At 67.3% G+C, this 20,564-nt stretch carries 19 protein-coding genes and 1 tRNA gene; 13 read left to right on the top strand and 7 right to left on the bottom strand.

What is annotated here, in order from left to right:
- Positions 1-77 precede the first annotated feature (77 nt).
- Positions 78-166: transfer RNA gene (locus tag SM611_RS15965), tRNA-Ser, on the top strand.
- A 164-nt stretch (positions 167-330) separates the two neighbouring features.
- Here the strand turns inward: SM611_RS15965 and SM611_RS15960 are convergent.
- The 4 genes from SM611_RS15960 to SM611_RS15945 all read right to left on the bottom strand — a co-directional run bounded on the left by SM611_RS15960 (position 331) and on the right by SM611_RS15945 (position 3,265).
- Complete coding sequence (locus tag SM611_RS15960) at positions 331-897, bottom strand: tyrosine-type recombinase/integrase (RefSeq protein ID WP_371950322.1); 567 nt, start codon at positions 895-897, stop codon at positions 331-333.
- An 80-nt stretch (positions 898-977) separates the two neighbouring features.
- Positions 978-1,604, bottom strand: a complete 627-nt coding sequence (locus SM611_RS15955) for a hypothetical protein (protein WP_371950321.1) — start codon at positions 1,602-1,604, stop codon at positions 978-980.
- Positions 1,605-1,794: 190 nt separating this feature from the next.
- Positions 1,795-2,475 carry a RibD family protein gene (locus SM611_RS15950; protein WP_371950320.1) on the bottom strand — a complete coding sequence of 227 codons (681 nt, stop codon included), beginning with the start codon at positions 2,473-2,475 and terminating at the stop codon, positions 1,795-1,797.
- Complete coding sequence (locus tag SM611_RS15945) at positions 2,468-3,265, bottom strand: SLOG cluster 4 domain-containing protein (RefSeq protein ID WP_371950319.1); 798 nt, start codon at positions 3,263-3,265, stop codon at positions 2,468-2,470. Before SM611_RS15945 ends, SM611_RS15950 begins: the two co-directional genes overlap by 8 nt.
- Positions 3,266-3,564: 299 nt before the next feature.
- On the opposite strand from SM611_RS15945, the gene SM611_RS15940 reads away from it, so the two are divergent.
- From SM611_RS15940 to SM611_RS15920, 5 genes are read left to right on the top strand one after another with little or no spacing between them, the layout of a single operon-like run.
- Positions 3,565-3,687, top strand: a complete 123-nt coding sequence (locus tag SM611_RS15940) for a hypothetical protein (RefSeq protein WP_371950318.1) — start codon at positions 3,565-3,567, stop codon at positions 3,685-3,687.
- Positions 3,688-3,696: 9 nt separating this feature from the next.
- The gene (locus tag SM611_RS15935; RefSeq protein WP_371950317.1) at positions 3,697-4,884 is read left to right on the top strand and encodes a cupin domain-containing protein; all 1,188 of its coding nucleotides are present in this window, start codon (positions 3,697-3,699) and stop codon (positions 4,882-4,884) included.
- Positions 4,881-5,147, top strand: coding sequence for an aldo/keto reductase (locus SM611_RS15930; protein WP_371950316.1), 267 nt, complete (start codon positions 4,881-4,883; stop codon positions 5,145-5,147). The genes SM611_RS15935 and SM611_RS15930 overlap by 4 nt, the downstream gene beginning before the upstream one ends.
- A 44-nt stretch (positions 5,148-5,191) precedes the next feature.
- Complete coding sequence (locus SM611_RS15925; RefSeq protein ID WP_371950315.1) at positions 5,192-5,788, top strand: aldo-keto reductase family protein; 597 nt, start codon at positions 5,192-5,194, stop codon at positions 5,786-5,788.
- The gene (locus tag SM611_RS15920) at positions 5,772-6,647 is read left to right on the top strand and encodes a phosphotransferase (protein WP_371950314.1); all 876 of its coding nucleotides are present in this window, start codon (positions 5,772-5,774) and stop codon (positions 6,645-6,647) included. The genes SM611_RS15925 and SM611_RS15920 overlap by 17 nt, the downstream gene beginning before the upstream one ends.
- Positions 6,648-6,832: 185 nt before the next feature.
- Here the strand turns inward: SM611_RS15920 and SM611_RS15915 are convergent, their stop codons facing one another.
- The gene (locus tag SM611_RS15915) at positions 6,833-7,312 is read right to left on the bottom strand and encodes a DUF4352 domain-containing protein (protein ID WP_371950313.1); all 480 of its coding nucleotides are present in this window, start codon (positions 7,310-7,312) and stop codon (positions 6,833-6,835) included.
- Positions 7,313-7,474: 162 nt separating this feature from the next.
- Positions 7,475-8,407: an exonuclease domain-containing protein gene (locus tag SM611_RS15910; protein ID WP_371950312.1), complete on the bottom strand. Its 933-nt coding sequence runs from the start codon at positions 8,405-8,407 to the stop codon at positions 7,475-7,477.
- A gap of 130 nt (positions 8,408-8,537) precedes the next feature.
- Here SM611_RS15910 and SM611_RS15905 point away from each other — a divergent pair, with 130 nt between their 5' ends.
- From SM611_RS15905 to SM611_RS15885, 5 genes are all read left to right on the top strand, one after another.
- The gene (locus SM611_RS15905) at positions 8,538-10,592 is read left to right on the top strand and encodes an N-6 DNA methylase (protein ID WP_371950311.1); all 2,055 of its coding nucleotides are present in this window, start codon (positions 8,538-8,540) and stop codon (positions 10,590-10,592) included.
- 79 nt (positions 10,593-10,671) lie between these two features.
- Positions 10,672-12,675: a type I restriction-modification system subunit M gene (locus tag SM611_RS15900; RefSeq protein ID WP_371950310.1), complete on the top strand. Its 2,004-nt coding sequence runs from the start codon at positions 10,672-10,674 to the stop codon at positions 12,673-12,675.
- Positions 12,672-13,922: a restriction endonuclease subunit S gene (locus SM611_RS15895; protein ID WP_371950309.1), complete on the top strand. Its 1,251-nt coding sequence runs from the start codon at positions 12,672-12,674 to the stop codon at positions 13,920-13,922. Before SM611_RS15900 ends, SM611_RS15895 begins: the two co-directional genes overlap by 4 nt.
- Positions 13,923-13,925: 3 nt before the next feature.
- The gene (locus tag SM611_RS15890; RefSeq protein ID WP_371950308.1) at positions 13,926-17,078 is read left to right on the top strand and encodes a type I restriction endonuclease subunit R; all 3,153 of its coding nucleotides are present in this window, start codon (positions 13,926-13,928) and stop codon (positions 17,076-17,078) included.
- Between the two features lie 113 nt (positions 17,079-17,191).
- Positions 17,192-18,763 carry a serine/threonine-protein kinase gene (locus tag SM611_RS15885; RefSeq protein ID WP_371950307.1) on the top strand — a complete coding sequence of 524 codons (1,572 nt, stop codon included), beginning with the start codon at positions 17,192-17,194 and terminating at the stop codon, positions 18,761-18,763.
- Between the two features lie 112 nt (positions 18,764-18,875).
- Here the strand turns inward: SM611_RS15885 and SM611_RS15880 are convergent, their stop codons facing one another.
- Positions 18,876-19,271, bottom strand: a complete 396-nt coding sequence (locus SM611_RS15880) for an ATP-binding protein (protein ID WP_371950306.1) — start codon at positions 19,269-19,271, stop codon at positions 18,876-18,878.
- Positions 19,272-19,405: 134 nt separating this feature from the next.
- On the opposite strand from SM611_RS15880, the gene SM611_RS15875 reads away from it, so the two are divergent.
- Complete coding sequence (locus SM611_RS15875; protein ID WP_371950305.1) at positions 19,406-20,224, top strand: helix-turn-helix domain-containing protein; 819 nt, start codon at positions 19,406-19,408, stop codon at positions 20,222-20,224.
- On the top strand, positions 20,215-20,406 hold the full coding sequence (locus SM611_RS15870) for a DUF397 domain-containing protein (RefSeq protein ID WP_371950304.1): 192 nt from the start codon (positions 20,215-20,217) through the stop codon (positions 20,404-20,406). The genes SM611_RS15875 and SM611_RS15870 overlap by 10 nt, the downstream gene beginning before the upstream one ends.
- Positions 20,407-20,564: the final 158 nt, after the last annotated feature.

Raw genomic sequence — 20,564 nt, 5'->3', positions numbered from 1 at the left:
TGCTGCTGAGCCACGGGACGCAGGCTTTGCCGGTTGGCTCGCCGAACCGGTAGCCTGTCCTGAGCCTGATGGCTCCTGGAGGATTCGCCTAGTCCGGTCTATGGCGCCGCACTGCTAATGCGGTTTGGGTGCAAGCCCATCCGGGGTTCAAATCCCCGATCCTCCGCTTCTCTGACCAGGGACTTCGTCCAAGATTGCGATCTTGAGCGAAGTCCCTGTCGCGTTCCAGATGTCCGTTTTTCCTGGCCTGGTGTGCACATGGTGTGCACGGGATGTCGTCGGAGCGCTTTCGTCGCCGGACGATGCGGCGGCTGGCTGTCTCGTCTCTGATTACCCTGCGTGTTGACCGCGCCGGTTACGCCGGTCCGCAAGTGAGATCACATTGGCGGCGTCAGGCATGCTCTGCCGCGACCGACGAGGGACGACCGCAGCCACCGCCTCCGCGGCTGCCCGGGATACCTCTGGAAGCACCGACGTGTAGGTGTCGGCGGTGAACGAGTGGCGGGCGTGGCCGAGAGTCTCACTGATCACTTTCATGTTGACGTTGCCGAGCAGGGCGAGCGTCGCTGCTCCGTGCCGTAGATCGTGGAAGCGGATCGGCGGCAGCGGCTCACCTCCCGTCGCCACCTGGACGGTGCGAACGGAGATCCGGTGGTGACGAGCGATCCTGTCGATGGCCCAGCCCTCGACGGAGTGCTTGTCCTGGACGAGTCCGTACTTCTTGATCAGGTCCTCGAACCGTGTGGAGATCCACTGGGGACGCAGCCGTGCCCCGTCCTCGCGAGTGAAGACCCGTCCGGAGTCCACCCACACCTCGGGGCCGGCGGCGGATCTTTCACGTTCCTGGACGGTCCGCCAGTCCAGCAGTACCGAGATGGTCGCCTCGTCCAGCGCCACGGTGCGCTCGCCGGCCTCGGATTTGGTGTCGTCGTACTCGTCGGCCTGGCTCTCGGAACCAGGCCGCGTCTCGCGGACGGTCAGCGTCCCTGCGCCCTGGAGGTCGGTGTCCGCCCAGCCAGCCCCGCGACTTCGGCTCGACGCAGCCCGCGGAAGGCGACCAGGTGGAACAGGGCGTACAACCGCTCGTCCGCGATGAAGTCGAGGAAGGCGCCCGTCTGGGCGGGCGTCCAGACCATCACTGGCCCAGGCACCTTGCCCGTCTCCTGCCACCGCTGGACGCGTTCGGCCGTCCAGACGAGCGGCTTCGCCCGCCTTCCCCTGACGCGAGGTGTTTCCACGTGCGCGATCGGGTTCTCCCTCAGGCGCTTGGACTTCACCGCCCAGTTGAGAGCCGATAGCAGAACCGCATGGATCTTCCTCACCCGCGTCGGGGAGATGGGCTTGGTCTGTTTGCGACGGGGAGCCTCTCCGACCTTGAGCTGTCGCGTTGAGTACGCGCGGACTTCAAGCAGGCGCCGGAGCATCTCGCTCGGCTTCGTCCCGTCAGGGAGAGGGCGGTTGATCTGCATGATCGCCTCGTACAGGGCGATCACGTGCTTGTCCCTCAGGTCGACCAACTTCCGCGACAGGCACAGCAGCCTAGTCCAGGCAGGCATCCTGCCACCTCGCGGCCAGCGGACGGCCGGCCAGTCCACCACCGCCATGCACTGACCATCTGGCGACAACCGCCCCGGCTCTCCCAAATCCGCTGAGTGGCGGCGAGTTGTCCCGCCATCCTCTGACCCGGAAATGTCTGCCGCTTCACACTCCCTGAGCACGGCCTGAGCTCGTCCACCTGCCCCAGAGGCGATTCCTGCCAAGCGGACGCGCTCGGTGACAGCCCAACCCACGCGGTCAGGAAGGTGTGAGGAGGTAGCGGGCGAGGATGACGTCGCCGATGGGACGGGTCTCTTCGAGCGTCATCCGGTTGCCGGGGTGGTGCGGGAACTGCCCCGTTCCGACGAAGCGCGGCGCGGCGGAGTCGCCGACGAAGAAGGGGGCGATCACGAGCTGGAGTTCGTCGGCCAGTCCGGCGGTGAGGAACTGGGTGTGAACGGTGCCGCCGCCTTCGACCATCAACCGCTGAACCCCCCGGTTGGCAAGGTCGGCAAGCATGGTGTTGAGGTCGACCGGGTCGCCGGCGTCCACGACGGTGGCGACGTCGCCGAGGCGCTCACGGCAGCTGGCCACCGCGCTGCTGGAGCAGTACACGATCTTCTCGACGCCGCCGGCGGCGAAGAACTTGGCGCCGGGGTCGAGGTCACCGCGGGCAGTGAAGGTGACCTTGATCGGGCTTTCGGGCAGGCCGCGGGCGACGCGGGCTTTGCGGCGCTCCTCTGTCCGGACGAGCAGGCGCGGGTTGTCTCGGCGGATGGTGTTGGCACCGACGAGGATGGCGTCGCAGCCGGCCCGGACTTCGTCGACTCGGTCGAAGTCCTCATCGTTGGACAGCAGAAGCCGCTCGGATGTGGTGTCGTCGATGTAGCCGTCGATCGAGGCTGCGCAGGACAAGAGCACGTAGGGGCGTTCAGTCATTAGCTGCTCCAGGGTCGTTGCTGATCAGTTGCTCGACGATACGTACGAAGTCTTCACCGGGGTCGGCGCAAGCGTTGAGGGCGGCGAACCGCTCCTCGTCCAGCGAGGCGCGGAGGCGATGGTCGCGGGCCGCTTGGTGGTAGAAGCGGCGGGCGGTGCCTCCGCTGGCCGGGAGCGCGATAACCGGTTTGCCCATCGACAGAGCGAGATCGATTTCTGTCTGGGTTCCGGTCCCGCCGCCGAGGACGATGACGAACTGCGCGTCCTGAATGACGTTGCGGTGACCGAAGAGCCCGAGGGCCCGGGAGATGTCGGGAGGACGGTACTGGTCGGCGATGTAGGTCATGACCTCGATGCCCACGCCGACGGGGCCGTGACTGACCTTGTAGCCGCGGCTCATGACGAGACGGGCCAGGCACCGGACAGCGGCGTCGATCACGCCGGCGTCGGTGTCGGGGGCTCTGCTGCCGCAGATGGCCACGTGCACAGGTGCTGTGCTGGCCGTCGGCTTCTCAGCGTCACGTAACTGCGCACGTTGCCGGGGAACAGTTGGATTCGGGCTGAAGGCGAAGGAACCGGCTGGGGCGAGGCCGAGCAGGAGCCGGGCTTGATCGGGGAGTTGCAGGCCGTCTGCGATACGGGTGAGCACCTCGATGTCGGAGACGCGGCCCTGGCGAGTACCCCGCACCCAGTTGGAGATGTCAGAGCGATCATGCTGGGTGAGCAGAGCCAGTTGAGTCTGTGTGCACTCGGAACTGATCGAGGAAGAGCCGGAAAAGCCGACCGACATCACGGCGGGTGAGGGCGTGCGCGACGTCTTCTCGACACCAGAACCCCACGGGGACCGATCCGGGGTCGAAGTACCTACGCCTGGTCACGTCGCTATTCGTCCTTGACTCGCCGAAGACCCCCCTGTCAGGGGGTAGCGGCGCGCAAGCCGCAAGCCATGGCGATCAGCGAGACGCGTCCGTGGGTCGGTTCCACGGGAGCAAGCCACGGCTTCGTTCACTGTTCCGATCTCGCCAAGGGACACAAGGTGAAGCTCGACAGCTCCGCCGACCAGAGGCGGAGCGGGAAGGGAGATTCCCAGTGGACAGCAGCGAGGCAAGCGGCCTGGTGGTGGCCGTGGAGAAGATCGTCGCGGCGCGTGGCCGCGCCACCCAGCCGTCCGACGGCGGGTCCACCGGCAAGTCCGATCTCAACGACGGCTGATCGACGATCATGATCGACTTGATCGTCGAGGTTCTGGGCGGGGAACGGTTCCTCGCCCAGGACCTGGGCCGCACCCACCGGGTCTATCCCGCATCGTCCGCCGACCGAGACCGGTTCGCCGGTCTGCTGGCTTGGGCGGCACTGAACCAACTCCTTGACACTCATCGGCTGGAGCCGCCGCGTCTTCGGCTGTCCGCCGACGGTGCCACCATCCCGGCGTCGGAGTACTGCCAGCGCCGGACGTACCGGCGCATGCCGCCGTGGGAAGCTCCGCAGCCGCATCTCGTCGCCGAGCAGCTCCGCAACGGCGCGACGCTGGTCCTGGACGCGATCGAGGAGATGCATCCGCCGATCGGTGCCATGGTGAGCACGCTCGAGCGCCATCTCCGTACAGGCATGCAGGTCAACGCCTACGCTTCCTGGACGGCGAGAGAAGGATTCGGCGTCCACTGGGACGACCACGACGTCATCGTCCTCCAGGTATCGGGGGCCAAACGCTGGCGGATCTACGGCCCCACCCGTCCCGCTCCGATGTATCGAGACGTCGAGTTCGACGACGCGCCACCCGAGCATCCGATCGACGAGTTCGTCCTCCAGGCCGGGGACGCCTTGCATGTCCCGCGCGGTTGGTGGCACGCCGCTGCCGCGTCCACCGGACAGCACTCGCTCCACCTGACCTGCGGGCTGGCCACGCACACCGGGGTCGACCTGCTGTCGTGGGTCGTGGATGAGCTACGTGCACAACCATCCGTCCGCGCCGACCTCCCCCGCCTGGCCGGCCCGGACGCCCAAGCGGTCTGGCGCCATGAGATGAGCAAGCTCCTGGCCGAACGCCTCAACGACCCTGCGGTGATCGATGCATACTTTGCCGCGCGTGATGCCGCCTCCGGGGCTCGCGGCGGCTTCTCGTTGCCACACGCGGTGCACGAGCGGCTCAAGGACGACCCCGATCTACTCGTCCGGCTAGTGACGCTCCGGGCCGTCCTGCACCGCACCGAGCAAACCCTGACCTTGGAGGCCGCCGGCCAACGCTGGACACTCGCGTCCCAAGCGACCCCACTACTGGAGGCGCTTATCTCCGGTCAGCCGACCACGCTCAGCACTCTGGCCCAGGCCGCGAACGTCACCACTGACCAGGCCGTCGACCTCCTCGACCAGTTGTTGCGCAGCGGGATCATCGCCGTGGGCGAAGCATGATGGCGGTCCTTGGCCTGGGCACCTACCGATGCCGCGACGTGACCGCCGCCGCCCGCGCCGCCATCGCGGCGGGGGTCACCGTCATCGACACCGCGCCTGTCTACGCGCGAGGCAGCGCACATGCTCAATTGGCCGGTCTGCTACCCGACCGACCTGGGCTGCGCATCTCCACCAAGGCGGGCCACATGACCCGACACCAAGCCCGGGCCGCTCGGCAGGCGGGCCCATCACCTCCGAAGAGGCTGCCGCCTGCCACTCCATAGCGCCCGCCTACCTTCGACATCGCATCACCGCCAACATCACCGAGGTGGGCCGCGGCCGACTCGACCTGCTGTACCTGCACAACCCCGAACACGGCGCCCACGGAGACCGAAGCCGACTACTCGAAAGGATCACCCAAGCCTTCACGATCTTCGAAGAAGCCGCCCACCAAGGCGACATCGCCGGCTACGGCATCGCCACCTGGAGCGGCTTCACCAGCGGCGCCTTCACCGTTCAGGACCTCGTCACCGCAGCGCGACGAGCAGCGGGAAGCACCCGAACCCATCTGCGGGCGATCCAACTACCCGTCAACCTCATCGAACTCACACCCATTGCCCAAGCCCTCCACGGCGCCGGTCCCGTGGCGGAGGCCGCCGGGGCCGGTCTGGAGGTGTGGGCCTCCGCGCCACTGAGCGGCGGCGAACTCATCGACCTGGTCACTTCCGACCTGGCCGAGTTCATCAGGCCCGGATCCTCACAGGTCGCCGCGACTCTCGCGGTAGTGGCCTCCACGCCTGGGCTCACCGGAGCCCTGCTTTCGGCGTCAACTGCGGCACACTGGCAAGAAGCACTCAACGCCTTCCAGCGTCCAGCCATTCAACTCCCGCATCTCCAGGACATCTGCCGTGTTCTTCGAGCCTGACGATCCCGACGTCCGCGAACGGATGCACGCCGCCTTCGCCAGCGCGACGATTCAGCTCGGCTGCGCGCCCGCCAGCGGCACAACAGAAACCTGGGGCCATAGCGGAAGGACCATCGGCGCCCCCGTCACGACGTCCTCCGGAAACGCCTGGCTCCGAGTGCTGGAAGCACCAGTCGGCAAAGAGGGGGGAAAGCTATGGACCGGCACTCAAGAAGCCGCTGCCACTCTTCCGGTAGAGATCCCACGCCCCCGGCTGCTGGCTTCAGCCGACTGGGTCAACGAGGGGTATGCCTACCGAGCCGAGCTCAGCACCTACGTAACGGCGCCCGTCTGCTCCCCGACTCCAGATCTCACCGAACCAATCGCCCTGCCCGACGCATGGTGGTCCCGATTGCAGCGCGCTACGAGCACGGTCGCCACCACACCGGTTCCGGACAACCGCCCTCGCGTCATCAGCCAGGACTACGTACACCGCACCATCCCTCGCTACCTCGGCGAAGCAGGCATCGACACCACCGTCGGCCGCTGGACCCTCGCCCACGGCGATCTCCACTGGGCCAACCTCACAAGCCCGGAACTGACCATCCTCGACTGGGAAGGCTTCGGCCCTGCCCCCTACGGATTCGACGCCGCCCACCTCTACGCCTACACCCTTCCCATCCCAGACCTGGCGGCCCGCGTCCGCGACACCTTCTCCAACATCCTGGCGACACGCGAGGGGCGGCTCGCCGAACTCACAGTCGGGGCCATCCTCCTCCAGGCCGCCGACCGCGACCCCGTCCACGCCCGGCTGGCCCCGCATGTCCGAGCACATGCGCAGTGGTTGCTGGAGCACCATCGCGATTCCTGGGTCCCCTGAGCGATCGGCCGCCCTCGGCGCACAGCAGCACGATCCGCGCCCGCAACGCCAACCCCTGAGAGTCCTTGCGGCAGTGCACTCATCCGGTTGGCGCCGCTAAGGGAGAGGTCGTCGGCGAGGCGGCTTCCCGAATACCAGGCCGGTTCTTCCTCGGGGCTCTCGACCCGCCGGCCGCCCTTTCCTGCTCAGGAGGCGACCTGGGCGCGGGCGGCCTCGTCGAACAGGGGGTTGGTCATCGCGACGACCTTGGGGCGGAATGTGCCCTTCGCGCACACCAGGCCCGTCGCCTTCTCGCGCGGGGCGAGTTCCGTGGTGGCGATCTGCCCCTCGTACTCGCCGAGGGCGGAGCTGCCGTCGTGCTTGGTGTTCTTGGTGTCGGTGATCGAGAAGTAGAGGGGGTTGACCTCGAGCTGCTTCTTGGTCTGGTTGGTGACGGTGACCTTGACGCAGGACAGGGCGTCGCCGTCGCTCAGGACGCTCTTCTTCGCGCGCGCCCGCTTGGCGGTGAGCTTGATCGGGAAGGTCTTCTTGCCCTTGGCCGCGCCGCCGCTCTTCTCCGCGGACTTGCCTTGGTCGGCCGACTGGACCGCGACCGGGTCCTCCTCCAGCTCGCAGCCGGCGGTGAGGACGGCGATCGCGACGAGGCTGATGATGATCTTGCGCATGGTGTGCTCCTTGGTGCTGCTCGGACGCGTCCTTCGCGGACGTGCCACCGAACGGGGTCGTGGGGAAGGCGCCGCCGCCCGCCGGTGCTGGGCTGGGACAGCGGACGGCGGCGCGTATCGGAGGGGTGAAGCCGGAGGCCGACGAACCTCCGCCTGGACGGATCAGCCTTCGGCCGCCGCGAGCAGTTCGAGAAACTCCTCGTGGTCGATGACGGTGATGTCGTGACCGGCGTCGCGGAGTTTCTGCGCCTTGGCGTGCTTGCCGGTCCTGGTCGCCCCGGGGGCGAGCTGGTGGGGCTTGACGCCGCCGAGCACCAGCAGGTGGACGGACCCGGTGACGTCGCAGGCCGTCCGGGCGCCGAGGGCCGCGATCCGCTTGGCGGCCTCCGCCCTGGTCATGCCGGGCAGTGATCCGGTGAAGCAGACGGTGAGCCCGTAGAACGGGTTGTCGGGGTCGGCGTCGGGATCGGCGTCCGGGGACGGGGCGCGCGGTGCGCCTCCCCGGTAGACGCATCCCTGGCGGACGCCTCCCCGGTAGGAGCCCATCCGGACCTTGTGGACGGCGAGGAGCCGGTCGAGCGAGTCCGTCCCCTGCCGTCTCAGCGCGGCGAGCATCACCTCGGCCGCGGCTCGCGCGTCGGCCCCGGCGTCGTGGTGGCGGGCCAGTTCGATGCCCAGGGCGCCGGCGAGCACCGGGAGCTTGTACGACAGCAGGCCGTTCCAGGCGCGCCGCGCGACGACGAGCGTGCAGGCGAAGCGCAGGTCCGGGACGGGCAGGCCGCACGCCCGGCACGCGGCGGCGAGCACTCCGATGTCGAAGGCCGCGTTGTGCGCCACGAGCGGGGCGCCGCCGGCGAACTGGACGATGCGCTCCAGTGCGTCCGGCCAGCCGGGGGCGCCCCTGACGTGGTCGGCCGTGATGCCGTGGATGCCGACGTTGACGGCGTCGAAGTGGTCGTGCCCGTCGGGGGGCTTGATGAACGATGACCACTCCTCGGCGACCTGCCCTCCCTTCACCTTGACGAGCCCCACCGAGCACGGGCTTCCCCGCAGGGAGTTCGCCGTCTCGAAGTCGATCGCCACCCAGCCGGTCATCCGTCACTCCTCGCGTCGAGCCATTGAAAGCATGACCATGAGAGCATGACGTGAAAGCACTGTCAAATAGATTCACATCAACGGGTGATGTACAGTGGCGATGCTCCCGAAAGCTGATGAGGATGATCCGATGGCATCGCAGAGCGAACAGCTGACCGCCGCCGAGATCTCTCGGCTCGCCGGCGTGACGCGGGCGACCGTGAGCAACTGGCGCCGGCGCCACCCCGACTTTCCGCAGCCCAGCGGCGGCACCGAGGCCAGCCCCAGCTACGACCGGCGGCAGATCGAGGAGTGGCTCGACGCGCGGGGTCGGCTCCCCGCCCGCTCGGCCGGCGACGACCTGCGCGCCCACCTGCGTGGCCGCGCGCCGCTCGAAGCCGAGGCCGTCGCACTGTTCACCGCGCACCTGGCCGGGCTGGACGCCGGGAAGCGCGCCGCGATCGCAGCACTCAACGACGACGAGCTGACCGCACTGCACGCGGACGCGCTCTCGTCGGCCGGTGCCGCCGAGACCGGTCGGGCGGACGTCCCCGCGACGCTCCTCCGAACGGCCGCGCAGGTCGCGGACCAGCAGGGTCCGCTCGCCGTCTTCGACGTCCTCGACGAGCACACCGAGGCGCCGATCGGCATCCGCGGGACGCATCCGACACCGGACGTGCTCGCCGATCTGATGGCCGGGCTGGCGACGACCGGGGGGCCGCGCGTCCGCGGCGTCCTCGACCCGGCGTGCGGTGGCGGACGCCTGCTCGCCGCGGTCGCCGCCGCTCTTGAGCCCGGCGCGTCCGTGTACGGCCAGGAGTACCGTCCCGTCACCGCGTCCCAGGCCAGGGCCCGGCTGGCCGAGGCGGCGCCCGCAGCATCGGTGGACGTGCGTCCCGGCGACAGCCTCCGCGACGACGCCTTCCCCGACCTGCACGTGGACGCCGTGGTGTGCAACCCGCCCTACGGCGACCGCGAGTGGGGGCACGACGACCTGGCGTTCGACGCCCGGTGGGCCTACGGAGTGCCGCCGCGTTCGGAGCCGGAACTCGCCTGGGTCCAGCACGCGCTGGCGCATCTGTCCGAGGGCGGCCACGCCGTGCTCCTGCTGCCGCCGGCGACGGCGTCACGACCGTCCGGCCGCCGGATCCGGGCCGAACTGCTCCGGCAGGGGGCGCTGTACGGGGTCATCGCCCTCCCGGCGGGTCTCGCCGTGCCGCACCACATCGGGCTTCACCTGTGGATACTCCGCGCCCCCGAGCCCGACCGCCCCGGCCGCGACCTGGTCCTGCTGATGGACGCCTCCGACGAGTCCGCCTCCAACGGCCTTCACGAGACGATCGTCGGCACCTGGCAGGCGTTCACCGGCCGCGGCGAGTTCACCGAGATCCCGGGCACCGCGCGGGCCGTCCCCGCGATCGACCTCCTGGACGATCTCGTCGACCTCTCGCCCGCACGACACGTCCGGACGGCACCGGTGATCACCCCGGACGCGGCCCTGCGCGACGTGACGCAGCTCATCGAACGCCTCAAGGCCGACATCGCCGAACTCACCGACGCGACGGAGATCGGACCACTCTCCTCGGCCGGCGAGACAAGCCGCACCTGGCGCACCGCCACCATCGCCGACCTGGCCCGCGGCGGCGCCCTTGCCCTCCACAAGGGAACGCGGGCCACCTCGCCCGCCCCCCTGCCCGCCGACCTCACGGACCGCCCCGTCCTCCGGGCACGCGACCTGATCGGCGGGACGCGCGCCAGTGGTGAAACGCGCGACCCGCACCTGTCCGATCCGGTCGTCATCGAGGCGGGGGACGTCCTGGTCACGCAGGTCGTCGGCCCGCAGGGCGTCGCGACGCGCGTGATGGGCGAGGACGATGCCGGATGCCTGCTCGGCAACGGCGTGTTCCTGCTCCGCCCCGACCCCGCGCGCCTCGACCCCTGGTTCCTCGCCGGGTTCGTCAGCGCACCGGACAACATCAGCCAGGCGACGACCGGCAGCTCCACGCCCCAGCTCGTGGCGTCCCGACTGCGCGTCCCCCTGCTGCCGATCGGCGAGCAGACCGCTTACGGCCACGCGTTCCGCCAGGTCGACGAACTCCGGAGCACCGCACGGAACGCCGCGAACTGCGCCGACGAGACAGCGGACCTCATAGCCACCACCCTCAGCAGCGGCGCGCTGCTTCCTCCGGCGACCGAATCGCCATGAGCCCCAGCGCAGGCCGTCGCCCATGCCTCAGACTTGAGAATCCCTGCCCTGTAGGCCGTCACATCCGGAAGGGAACCCCTTGAACCACAGCAAGCACACCGAACTGGTGAATCACGCCTGGTCGGTCGCCGACCTCCTGCGCGGAGACTTCAAGCAGTCGGACTACGGCAAGGTCATCCTGCCGTTCACCGTGCTTCGCCGGCTGGAGACCGTCCTGGAGCCGACCCGCTCGGACGTCCAGGAGACGGTCAAGCGGTTCGAGGGCAAGGACATGGACACCGACCGGTTCCTGCGCCGCGCGTCGGGCCAGTCGTTCTACAACACCACCGGCTACACCCTCGCGAAGATCGCCAACGACCCGGAGCACGCGGCGACGAACCTCGCCAAGTACATCGCGGGTTTCTCCCCGAACGCGCGGGAGGTGCTGGAGAAGTACGAGTTCGCCCAGCAGATCAAGCGGCTGGACGGCGCGAACCTGCTCTACAAGGTCGTCGGACGCTTCGCCGACCTGGACGTCCGTCCCGAAGTCGTGTCCAACCACGCCATGGGCTACTTCTTCGAGGACCTCATCCGGCGCTTCTCGGAACTTTCCAATGAGACGGCCGGTGAGCACTTCACGCCGCGCGAGGTCATCAAGCTGATGGTGAACCTGCTGGTCGCGCCGGACGCGGACGCGCTCAGCGTCCCGACCGTCGTCCGCAAGGTGCTGGACCCGGCCTGCGGCACCGGCGGAATGCTCAGCACCATGCACGAGTACATCACCTCCCTCAACCCGGACGCGGTCGTCGAGGTGTACGGGCAGGAACTCAACCCCGAGTCGTGGGCCATCTGCCGGTCCGACCTGATGATCAAGGGCCAGGAGCCGGACAACATCGCGTTCGGCAACTCCTTCAGCGACGACGGCCACCGCACCACCAAGTTCGAGTACCTGCTGGCCAACCCGCCGTTCGGCGTCGAGTGGAAGAAGGTCAAGGAGGAGGTCGAGCACGAGTACGAGACGCTCGGCGAGTCCGGACGCTTCGGGGCCGGGCTCCCGCGCATCAACGACGGCTCGTTCCTGTTCCTCCAGCACATGATCTCGAAGATGAAGCCGCGGGAGGCCGGCGGCAGCCGCATCGCGATCGTCTTCAACGGCTCCCCGCTGTTCACCGGCGCCGCCGAGTCCGGTGAGTCCCGGATTCGCCAGTGGATCATCGAGAACGACTGGCTCGAAGCGATCGTCGCCCTGCCCGACCAGCTCTTCTACAACACCGGCATCTCGACGTACTTCTGGATCGTCACCAACCGCAAGCACCCCGACCACGAGGGCAAGGTCGTCCTGCTGGACGCCCGGGACTACTGGCAGAAGATGCGCAAGTCCCTCGGCGACAAGCGCAAGGAGATCGGCGACGGCCTGGAGGGGCGTCCCGACCACATCGCCGAGATCACCCAGCTCTACAGCGAAGCCCTGGAGGTCGCCGCCGACCCCGAGCACCCGCTGCACGGCAAGGTGAAGGTCTTCCGCAACCAGGACTTCGGCTACCGCCGCATCACCGTCGAACGCCCGCTCAAGCTCCGCTTCGAGCTGACGGACGAGACCCTGGCGGCGCTTGAGGCGTCCAAGCAGGTCCAGAAGCTCGGCTACGCCGAAGCGCTTATCAATGCGATCCGCCCGCTCCTCGGCACCACCTGGCCGACCAAGCCGGAGATGCTGAACGCCCTCATGGGCGCGGTCGTCGACGCCGGCCTCCAGTGGCCGCCCGGTGCCCCGTTCGCCAAGGCCGTCCGCGACGCCATCGGCGTCCGCGACCCCGAAGGCGAGATCCAGTACGTGCGCAAGGGCGTCATCGAACCCGACACCGACCTCCGCGACTACGAGAACGTCCCGCTGGACGAGGACGTCGAGGAATACCTCAAGCGCGAGGTCCTCCCCCACGTCCCCGACGCCTGGATCGACCACACCAAAACCAAGATCGGCTACGAGATCCCCTTCACCCGCCACTTCTACGTCTACAAACCCCCACGTCCCCTCGCCGAGATCGACGCAGAACTCAAGGCCCTCGAAGCCGAAATCCAGACCCTCCTCAGCGAGGTGACCGAATGACGTTAGTTCCGGGAGTTGGCCACATTCCCGAAACCTGGGATACACAACGCGCCAAGTGGTTGATGAATCGCGAACGCCGCTCGACCAATACCACCGACCAGGTGGTCACGGCGTTCCGTGATGGAAGGGTGACTCTACGAGCAAACCGCAGGCTGGACGGATTTACTGAAGCTGTCCAGGAGATCGGCTACCAAGGAATCAGAAATGGCGACCTAGTCGTCCATAGCATGGACGGCTTCGCTGGAGCTATCGGGGTATCCGATTCTGATGGGAAAGCATCGCCCGTTGTCCACGCATATACACCCAAACCCCGGACCGACCTACGGTACTACGCCTACATTCTGCGGCAGATGGCCCTAAACGGGCGTATCACTTCACTTGCCAAGGGAATCAGAGAAAGGTCGACAGCCTTCGATGCACCAACGCTGGCAAACCTAGTTCTACCACTTCCACCACTGGAAGAACAGCGGCGCATCGCCGACTTCCTCGACGCCGAGACCGTTCGCATCGGCAAAGCAGTGGAAACTATGAGGCGGCAGGAGAATCTGCTGGCTGAGCGGCGTCATCACATACTGGACCTCTCATTGGAGCAGACACAGGACGCTCCACGATTCCGGCTTGGCTATGCGACGACACTGGTCACCAGCGGGTCGCGCGGCTGGGGCACGTATGCCACCGATTCCGGCGCTTTGTTTTTTCGTAGCGCAAATCTACACTCAGACAGCATCCAGCCAAAGCTGAGCAGCGTTACTTATGTTTCCTTGCCCAAGGAAGCTATAGTTGAAGCCACCAGGTCGCGCATTCAAATTGGGGATGTCCTCATAGGCATCACAGGGGCAAACGCCGGGTGGGTGGCACTGGCCAACAACGATGTAGCGGATGGCTACGTCAGCCAGCACGTTTGTCTGACGCGTCCCGAAACTCACAAGATCGACAGCGAATGGCTCGCCTTCTTGATTGCTTCGCCGTCCACCCAACGCGGACTAATGGAGAGTCAATACGGAGGAACCAAGACGCAACTTTCACTGCCAGACATCAGAAATATCCAAGTCCCCTCCATCTCTTTGAATCGCCAGAGGGAAGTAGCTAGAGAAATAAAGCGGCAAGTAAGACTGGTCGATCGTCAGCGCAGACTTCGTCGCCGACAGACTGAACTGCTGGGCGAACGACGGGAGGCGTTGATTACGGCGGCGGTTACGGGGCAATTCGATGTGTCCACGGCGTCCGGTCGTGGGGTTACGGAGTAGGGCATGAGTCCGGTGCATGACGAGAGGGCGTTCGGGGACGCGATCGTCGCGGCGATGCTCAAGGGAGGCTGGCAGGAAGGCGATCCGCGCGATTACCGGCCGGAGCTTGGGCTGGATACGCGGCAGCTCTTCACGTTCATCGGGGACACCCAGGGCGATGAGTGGGAGCGGCTCGTCATGCTCTACGGGAATAGCACCGAGGCAGCGCAGGTCGGTTTCGCCAAGCGGCTCGACAAGGCGATTGTCGAGGACGGGGTGCTCACCGTCCTGCGCAAGGGCGTGAAAGACCGAGGTGTCCTGATCCGCGTCGCGTACTTCAAACCAAACCTCGTACTGGACGACTCCGTCCTGGACGAGTACCGGGCCAACCGGCTGACGGTCGTGCGTGAGTTGGAGTACGCGACCAAGCAAGCCGACAAGGGCAACCGGCTCGACCTGGCGCTGTTCGTCAACGGGATACCGGTCGCGACGGCCGAGCTGAAGAACCCGCTCACCGGGCAGGGTGTGGAGCAGGCCAAGGCGCAGTACCGCAGTGACCGTGACCCAAGCGAGCTGATCTTCCGGCATCGGGTGGTCGCGAACTTCTGCGTTGATCCCGATCTCGTGTTCGTCGCGACGCAGTTGCGGGGTCAGAAAACACGGTTTCTGCCGTTCAACACCGGGTCCGAAGGGCCAGGGCAGCCCGGCGGCGCGGGCAACCCGGCACCGGTCGAGCCGGGAACGTACGCGACCTCGTACCTCTGGACACGGATCTGGGAGTCGGACACCTGGCTGGACATGCTCCAGCGGTTCGTCCACGAGCAGAAGAGCAAGAGCGCCGGGGGTCGCACGAGCAAGACGATGATCTTCCCGCGTTACCACCAGTGGGACGTGGTGAAGAAGCTCATCGCGCATGCCGCTCGTCACGGGGCCGGTCACAACTACCTGGTGATGGCGTCGGCCGGGTCGGGCAAGTCGAACACCATCGCATGGCTGGCGCACCGGTTGTCGTCGCTCCACACCTCCGTGAACGCGGCGGACCTGGCTCCGGAGGCGGTGGCAGACGGTGTCGAGCCGGGGGCGCCGGTCTTCGACAAGGTCATCGTCATCACCGACCGGCGGAACCTGGACGCCCAGTTGCGGGAGACGATCGGCGCGTTCGAGCAGACCGCCGGGCTCGTGGTGAAGATCGACGAGAAGATCGGGGCCAAGTCCGAGCAGCTCGCGAAGGCGCTGTCCCAGTCGTCCGGGAAGATCATCACGGTGACGCTGCAGACGTTCCCGGCGCTGATCGACTTCCTGCGGCGCAACCCGACGGAGATCGCCGGTCACCGGTTCGCGATTGTCGTGGACGAGGCGCACTCCTCGCAGTCCGGGGACGCGGCGACGGCGGTCAAGGCCGCACTGCGCGACCTGGGCTTGGACGCCGACGACGAGGACGAGGGCGCCGCGACGGTCGAGGCGAAGCTGGAGCACAGGGCCGCGCAGCGCTCGCAGGCGTCCAACCTGTCCTACTTCGCGTTCACGGCCACGCCCAAGAGCAAGACGCTGGAGCTGTTCGGTACGCAGGACACCGTGGACGGCAAGCCGACGTACCGGCCGTTCCACACCTACTCGATGCGGCAGGCGATCGAGGAGGGCTTCATCCTCGACCCGCTGCGCAACTACGTCACCTACGACACGTACTGGAAGCTCGTCAACAAGAACCCCGACGAGCGAGAGGTCGACCCGTCCAAGGCGAACACGCTCCTGGCACGGTACGCGATCACGCATCCATCGACCGTCGCCCAGCACGCGAAGATCATCGTTGAGCACTTCCGGGCGCACACGCAGGGACGGCTCGGCGGACGCGCCAAGGCCATGGTGGTGACCGCGTCGCGCAAGAGCGCTGTGCAGATGTCGCGTGCGATCAAGCAGCACATCGACGACATGGGATACGGCATCGGTGTCCTGGTGGCGTTCTCCGGCTCCCTCACCTACGAGAAGGAAGAGGTCACCGAGTCCAAGGAGAACGGCGGGCTGCCCGAGAGCGGCCTTCCCAAAGCGTTCGCGTACACGCGGGCCGACGACCTCAGCACGCAGGCGGGCGGACGCGGCAAGCCCGAGTACCGCATCCTCGTCGTCGCCGAGAAGTACCAGACCGGCTTCGACCAGCCCTTGCTGACGACGATGTACGTCAACAAGAAGCTGGCCGGTATCTCGGCCGTCCAGACGTTGTCCCGGCTCAACCGGACCGCCGACCGCAAGAGCCAGACCGACCTCGCGGTCGTGGACTTCGTCAACGACGCCGAGGACATTCAGGAGGCCTTCCGTCCGTACTACGAGGAGGCGATGACCCTCCCCTCGGACCCGAACCTCCTCTACACCGCGCAGAGCCGCGTCATGTCGGCGCAGATCCTCGCCAACGCGGAGATGGACGACTTCGCCCGCGCCTACCTCGAAGCCGAGGAGAAGGCCGGTGGCTCGACCGCGCGTTGGGAGAAGCTCCACGCCGAGCTGTACCGGCTGCTGAACCCGGCCGTCGTGCGCTTCACAACGCTGATCGACAGCGAGGACGGCGACGACCACGAGATCGCCGAGGACTTCCGCGCGGACCTCAACGACTACGTGCGCAAGTACGGGTTCCTGTCGCAGATCGTCCCGTACCGCGATGCCGACCTGGAGCGCCTCTACCTGTATGGACGGCACCTGCTCAACCGGCTTCCCAGGCGCGCCGACGGCGGTGTCGACATCGGCGAGGTCGACCTCACCCACATGCGGGTGGACAAGACCGGCGAGCACGACCTCAGCCTGACCCCCGAGGGCGCCGCGGTGGTCAAGGGATTCGGGGACGGCTCCGGCGGCGCCCAGGAGCCCGAGAAGTCACTGCTGGCCGAGCTGATCGAGAAGTTCAACGCCAAGTTCGGCACGAACCTGACCGAACAGGATCTTCTCCGGCCACTCGAAGAGACGATGGCCGTCCCGAAGGTCCAGCAGGCCGCCGTCGCCAACGACCTGGAGAACTTCGGAGTCGTCTTCGACAAGGAATTCGAGAACAAGGTGATGGACCACGTCGACACCATCACCACCCTCGGCGAGAAGTACTTCGGTTCGGACCCCGAATTCAAGTCGTCACTCAACAGCCGCGCCCGGCGTGCGGCATGGCAACTGCTGCGCGAACAGGCCGGCGTCGCCTGATCGCTCGCCCGTCCGGCCGTTCCCCGAGCGAATCGGAGGACGGCTGGACAGGCGATCTCCGCGCTCGCGAGACTTGACCAGGGCAGATCAGGGCGAGCGCACACGGAGCGAGAATGCCGGTCAGGAGCATCGCCGACCGCTATGAACTGATCGAGGAGATCGGGTCCGGAGGCATGGGCACGATCTGGCGCGGCTACGACACCGTCCTGGACCGCGAGGTCGCCGTCAAGGCCATCCGTCCCGACATGCTGCTCGCCCCAGAGCACATCGCCGACCTGGCCGAACGATTCCGCCGAGAGGCGCGCGTCACCGCCCGCATCCAGCACCATGGCGTGCCCCAGGTGTACGACGCGGTGCTGGACGCCGACTCCGCGGATCGCCTCTACCTGGTGATGCAATACATCCAGGGCAGGAACCTGCGCTCCTACATCGACCCGGCCGATCCGCTGCCGATCGCCTGGGCCGCCGCGACGGCCGCGCAGATCGCCACCGTCCTGTCTCATGCGCACGCGATCCCGGTCGTCCATCGGGACCTGAAACCGGACAACGTCCTGGTGACCGATGACGGCACCGTCAAGGTCCTCGACTTCGGCATCGCCGCGATCCTGCGCCGCGACGTCACCAAGATCACGGTCACCGGCGCACCGATGGGCACCAGCCGCTACATGTCCCCTGAGCAGGTCAACGCGGCCCAGGTGACGCCGCAGAGCGACCTGTACGGGCTGGGCTGCGTCTTGCACGAACTCCTGGCGGGGGCGCCAGTCTTCGACGGCAACAGCCAGTTCGAACTCTGGAAGCAGCACATCACTGCCGAACCCGAGCCGCTGCGCAAGCTGCGTCCGGAAGTGCAGCCAGAGCTTGAGGAACTGGTCCTGGACCTGCTCGCCAAGAAGCCCGAGCAGCGACCGGCGGACGCCTACGCCGTCTATGAGCGCCTTCTCCTGTTCCTTCCGTCCCCCGGCTCGCCCGCGCTCGCCACGAGCCGGCGGCTCGGCGAGATGCCCGACCCGACGCTCCTCTACCGGCAGCCGAACGCCCCGCGCCGCCGCGCGCACCGACCTTCTCCCGTCCCGGCGCCTCCGACCGTCCCGTACGCACCTACCACGCCGCCGACCCAACTCCGCAACGCCATCGACGACGCTCTCAAGCGCTCCACTCAACTCCTCGGCTCCGAGCGGTTCGCGCAGGCCGCCGACGTCGTCGAGGCCGTCATCCGCCCAGCCGCCAAGATGCTGGGCTCCGAAAGCCCCGACCTGCTCAAGCTCCGCTTCCACCGTGCGCTGATCCTCTATCTCGGTGGAGACTCGCGCACGGCCCTCCCGGAGTTCGACGCGCTGTCCGACGCCTATGCCCGCACGGCCGGGCCGTCCAGCGACCGCGCCTTGAAATCCCGCCGCTACGCCGCTCTCTGCCGCGCCAACCTCGGCCAGAACACCGTCGCGCTGGACCAGTTCCGGCGCCTTCTCGAAGATGTCGCCAACGCCGACAGCCACGCCAGCGAACTCGCGCTCGACATCCGGCACAGCATCGGCATGCTCCTGCTGTCCGCCGGTGACAAGGCCGCCGCAGAGAACGTCTTCGAGTCCCTCTATCAGGACCACCTCGTCATCAACGGTCCCGACGACGAACGCACCCGCGAGATCGCCGACATCCTCACCCGCATCCGCCTCCCCACGTCCCCATAGCCCTCCGCAGGTGGTCGAACACCCACCCCACCCCATGAGCACGGGCGCCGGAGGGAAGGCGTCCAGTAGACAGCGGAGGGGCGGACGGGAGGGAACGCCCCTCCGCTGGTCTTCAGGTGCGGTCGATGACCGCGAAGACGACCTTGCCGGAGTTGCCGGCCAGGGCGCGGATGCCCCAGCAGCGGGCGTACTGGTCGACGATGAACAGGCCCCGGCCCGTCTCGCTGGACGCGTCGGCCTCCAGCATGTGCGGGAGGCCGCAGGCCGCGTCCTGGACCTCCATCCACAGCGCGTCGTCCTCGGTACGGCTCAACCGCAAGATCACATCGTCGTCCGTCGCGGACGTCGCGTGCTGGAGGGCGTTGGTGACCAGCTCGCTGGCCACCAGGCACGGCACGAAGTCGTCCATCCCGTACCCGCCGGTGACCAGCCGCACGAACTGACGGACCTCCGCGACCACCTTCAGGTCCTGCTTCACCACCATCTCGTTCTGGGCTGCCTCGCCCATGAGCATCTCCTCACCATGTGTGATGTAAGCAACACAGTGAGGCACTTTTTGAGTATGATGTGGTTGCCGCCGGAAGGTGGCAGACAAAGGAAGATCATATCCCCCAAGGGCAGATGCCACGAGAGGCAGCTGACATGTCCCCACGTCGCCAGCGTCGCCCCAGCGAGTCCCCCGCCCTCATCGCCTTCGGCCGTCAGATGCGCCGCCTGCGCGAGGCGAAAGGCGTGAAGCAGGAGACCATCGCTCACCTGACGCAGGTGAGCGGCCCGCAGGTCAGCAAGATCGAGAATGGGAAGAAGCGCGCCACCCGTTCGTTCGTGGAGTTCGTGGACGAGTACCTGGAGGCAGGCGGCGCCCTCATCAACCTCTGGGAGGACCTCAACAAGGACGGCCACCCCGTCCCGATCTGGTTCGACTGGCCGAAGATCGAGGCCGATGCCGCGATGCTGGTCACCTATCAGCACTCGGTCATTCCCGGCCTGGCCCAAACCCCCGCCTACGCACTCGCAATCCTGCACGGCAATCAGGAGGCCGCAGACGCCCGGATCGAGCGCCAGAAGATCCTCAAGGACCCGCGGGAAGACGGCTCCGCCCCGCCGATCTACGTGATCCTGATCGACGAGCAGGCGCTCTCCCGCCAGGTCGGAACCCCGGAGACCATGAGGGAGCAGCTGGAACACCTGCTGGCCGTGAGCATGTTGCCCAACATCACGGTTCAAGTAGTGTTGGGAAGCGGTGAACATGACGGCAACATGGGCGCGTTCGTGGTCGCGACGATGGCGGATCGAAGCGAAGTCGCGTACATCGAGACGGCCGTCCGCCCCCTCACGACGGACGACCCCGCAGACTTGTCCGTCGTTGCACGGACCCTGGTCAGCTTGCGTTCACGGGCACTGACAGAAGAAATGTCACGTGAACTCATAAGAAAGGTGGCCCGAGAAAAGTGGACCTGAAGAACGCTACGTGGCGCAAGAGCAGCCACAGCGGCTCCAACGGCGGCGACTGCGTCGAGCTAGCGGACGCGGCCAGCGCGGTGGTGGCGGTGCGAGACAGCAAGGACCCGGACGGCCCCGTCCTCCTGCTGACCCGCGCGGCCCTCCGCACCGCCGTCCAGGCCGCCGCCGACACGCACTGACCACCGGCCCCCGCCGCCCCCGGCCACCGAGCAGCGGCGAGCCGTCCCGCCCCCTGCCCGGACGACCCGCCGCCTCACCCCCCGCAGCAAGTGGCCAAGCCCGTCCGCCTATCCCAGAGGCAACATCAGCCAAGCGGACACGTCCGCGTCCAGGGGAC

The organism is Actinomadura monticuli, from assembly GCF_041463655.1.
Lineage (GTDB): Bacteria > Actinomycetota > Actinomycetes > Streptosporangiales > Streptosporangiaceae > Spirillospora > Spirillospora monticuli.
This window is presented reverse-complemented; position numbering and strand designations above follow the sequence as displayed.

Coding starts and splice junctions, on each gene's coding strand:
- SM611_RS15955 (WP_371950321.1), bottom strand. CDS start 1,604: ATGGCGGTGGTGGACTGGCCGGCCGTCCGCTGGCCGCGAGGTGGCAGG.
- SM611_RS15950 (WP_371950320.1), bottom strand. CDS start 2,475: ATGACTGAACGCCCCTACGTGCTCTTGTCCTGCGCAGCCTCGATCGAC.
- SM611_RS15945 (WP_371950319.1), bottom strand. CDS start 3,265: ATGTCGGTCGGCTTTTCCGGCTCTTCCTCGATCAGTTCCGAGTGCACA.
- SM611_RS15935 (WP_371950317.1), top strand. CDS start 3,697: ATGATCGACTTGATCGTCGAGGTTCTGGGCGGGGAACGGTTCCTCGCC.
- SM611_RS15930 (WP_371950316.1), top strand. CDS start 4,881: ATGATGGCGGTCCTTGGCCTGGGCACCTACCGATGCCGCGACGTGACC.
- SM611_RS15915 (WP_371950313.1), bottom strand. CDS start 7,312: ATGCGCAAGATCATCATCAGCCTCGTCGCGATCGCCGTCCTCACCGCC.
- SM611_RS15910 (WP_371950312.1), bottom strand. CDS start 8,407: ATGACCGGCTGGGTGGCGATCGACTTCGAGACGGCGAACTCCCTGCGG.
- SM611_RS15905 (WP_371950311.1), top strand. CDS start 8,538: ATGGCATCGCAGAGCGAACAGCTGACCGCCGCCGAGATCTCTCGGCTC.
- SM611_RS15895 (WP_371950309.1), top strand. CDS start 12,672: ATGACGTTAGTTCCGGGAGTTGGCCACATTCCCGAAACCTGGGATACA.
- SM611_RS15890 (WP_371950308.1), top strand. CDS start 13,926: ATGAGTCCGGTGCATGACGAGAGGGCGTTCGGGGACGCGATCGTCGCG.
- SM611_RS15885 (WP_371950307.1), top strand. CDS start 17,192: ATGCCGGTCAGGAGCATCGCCGACCGCTATGAACTGATCGAGGAGATC.
- SM611_RS15880 (WP_371950306.1), bottom strand. CDS start 19,271: ATGGGCGAGGCAGCCCAGAACGAGATGGTGGTGAAGCAGGACCTGAAG.
- SM611_RS15875 (WP_371950305.1), top strand. CDS start 19,406: ATGTCCCCACGTCGCCAGCGTCGCCCCAGCGAGTCCCCCGCCCTCATC.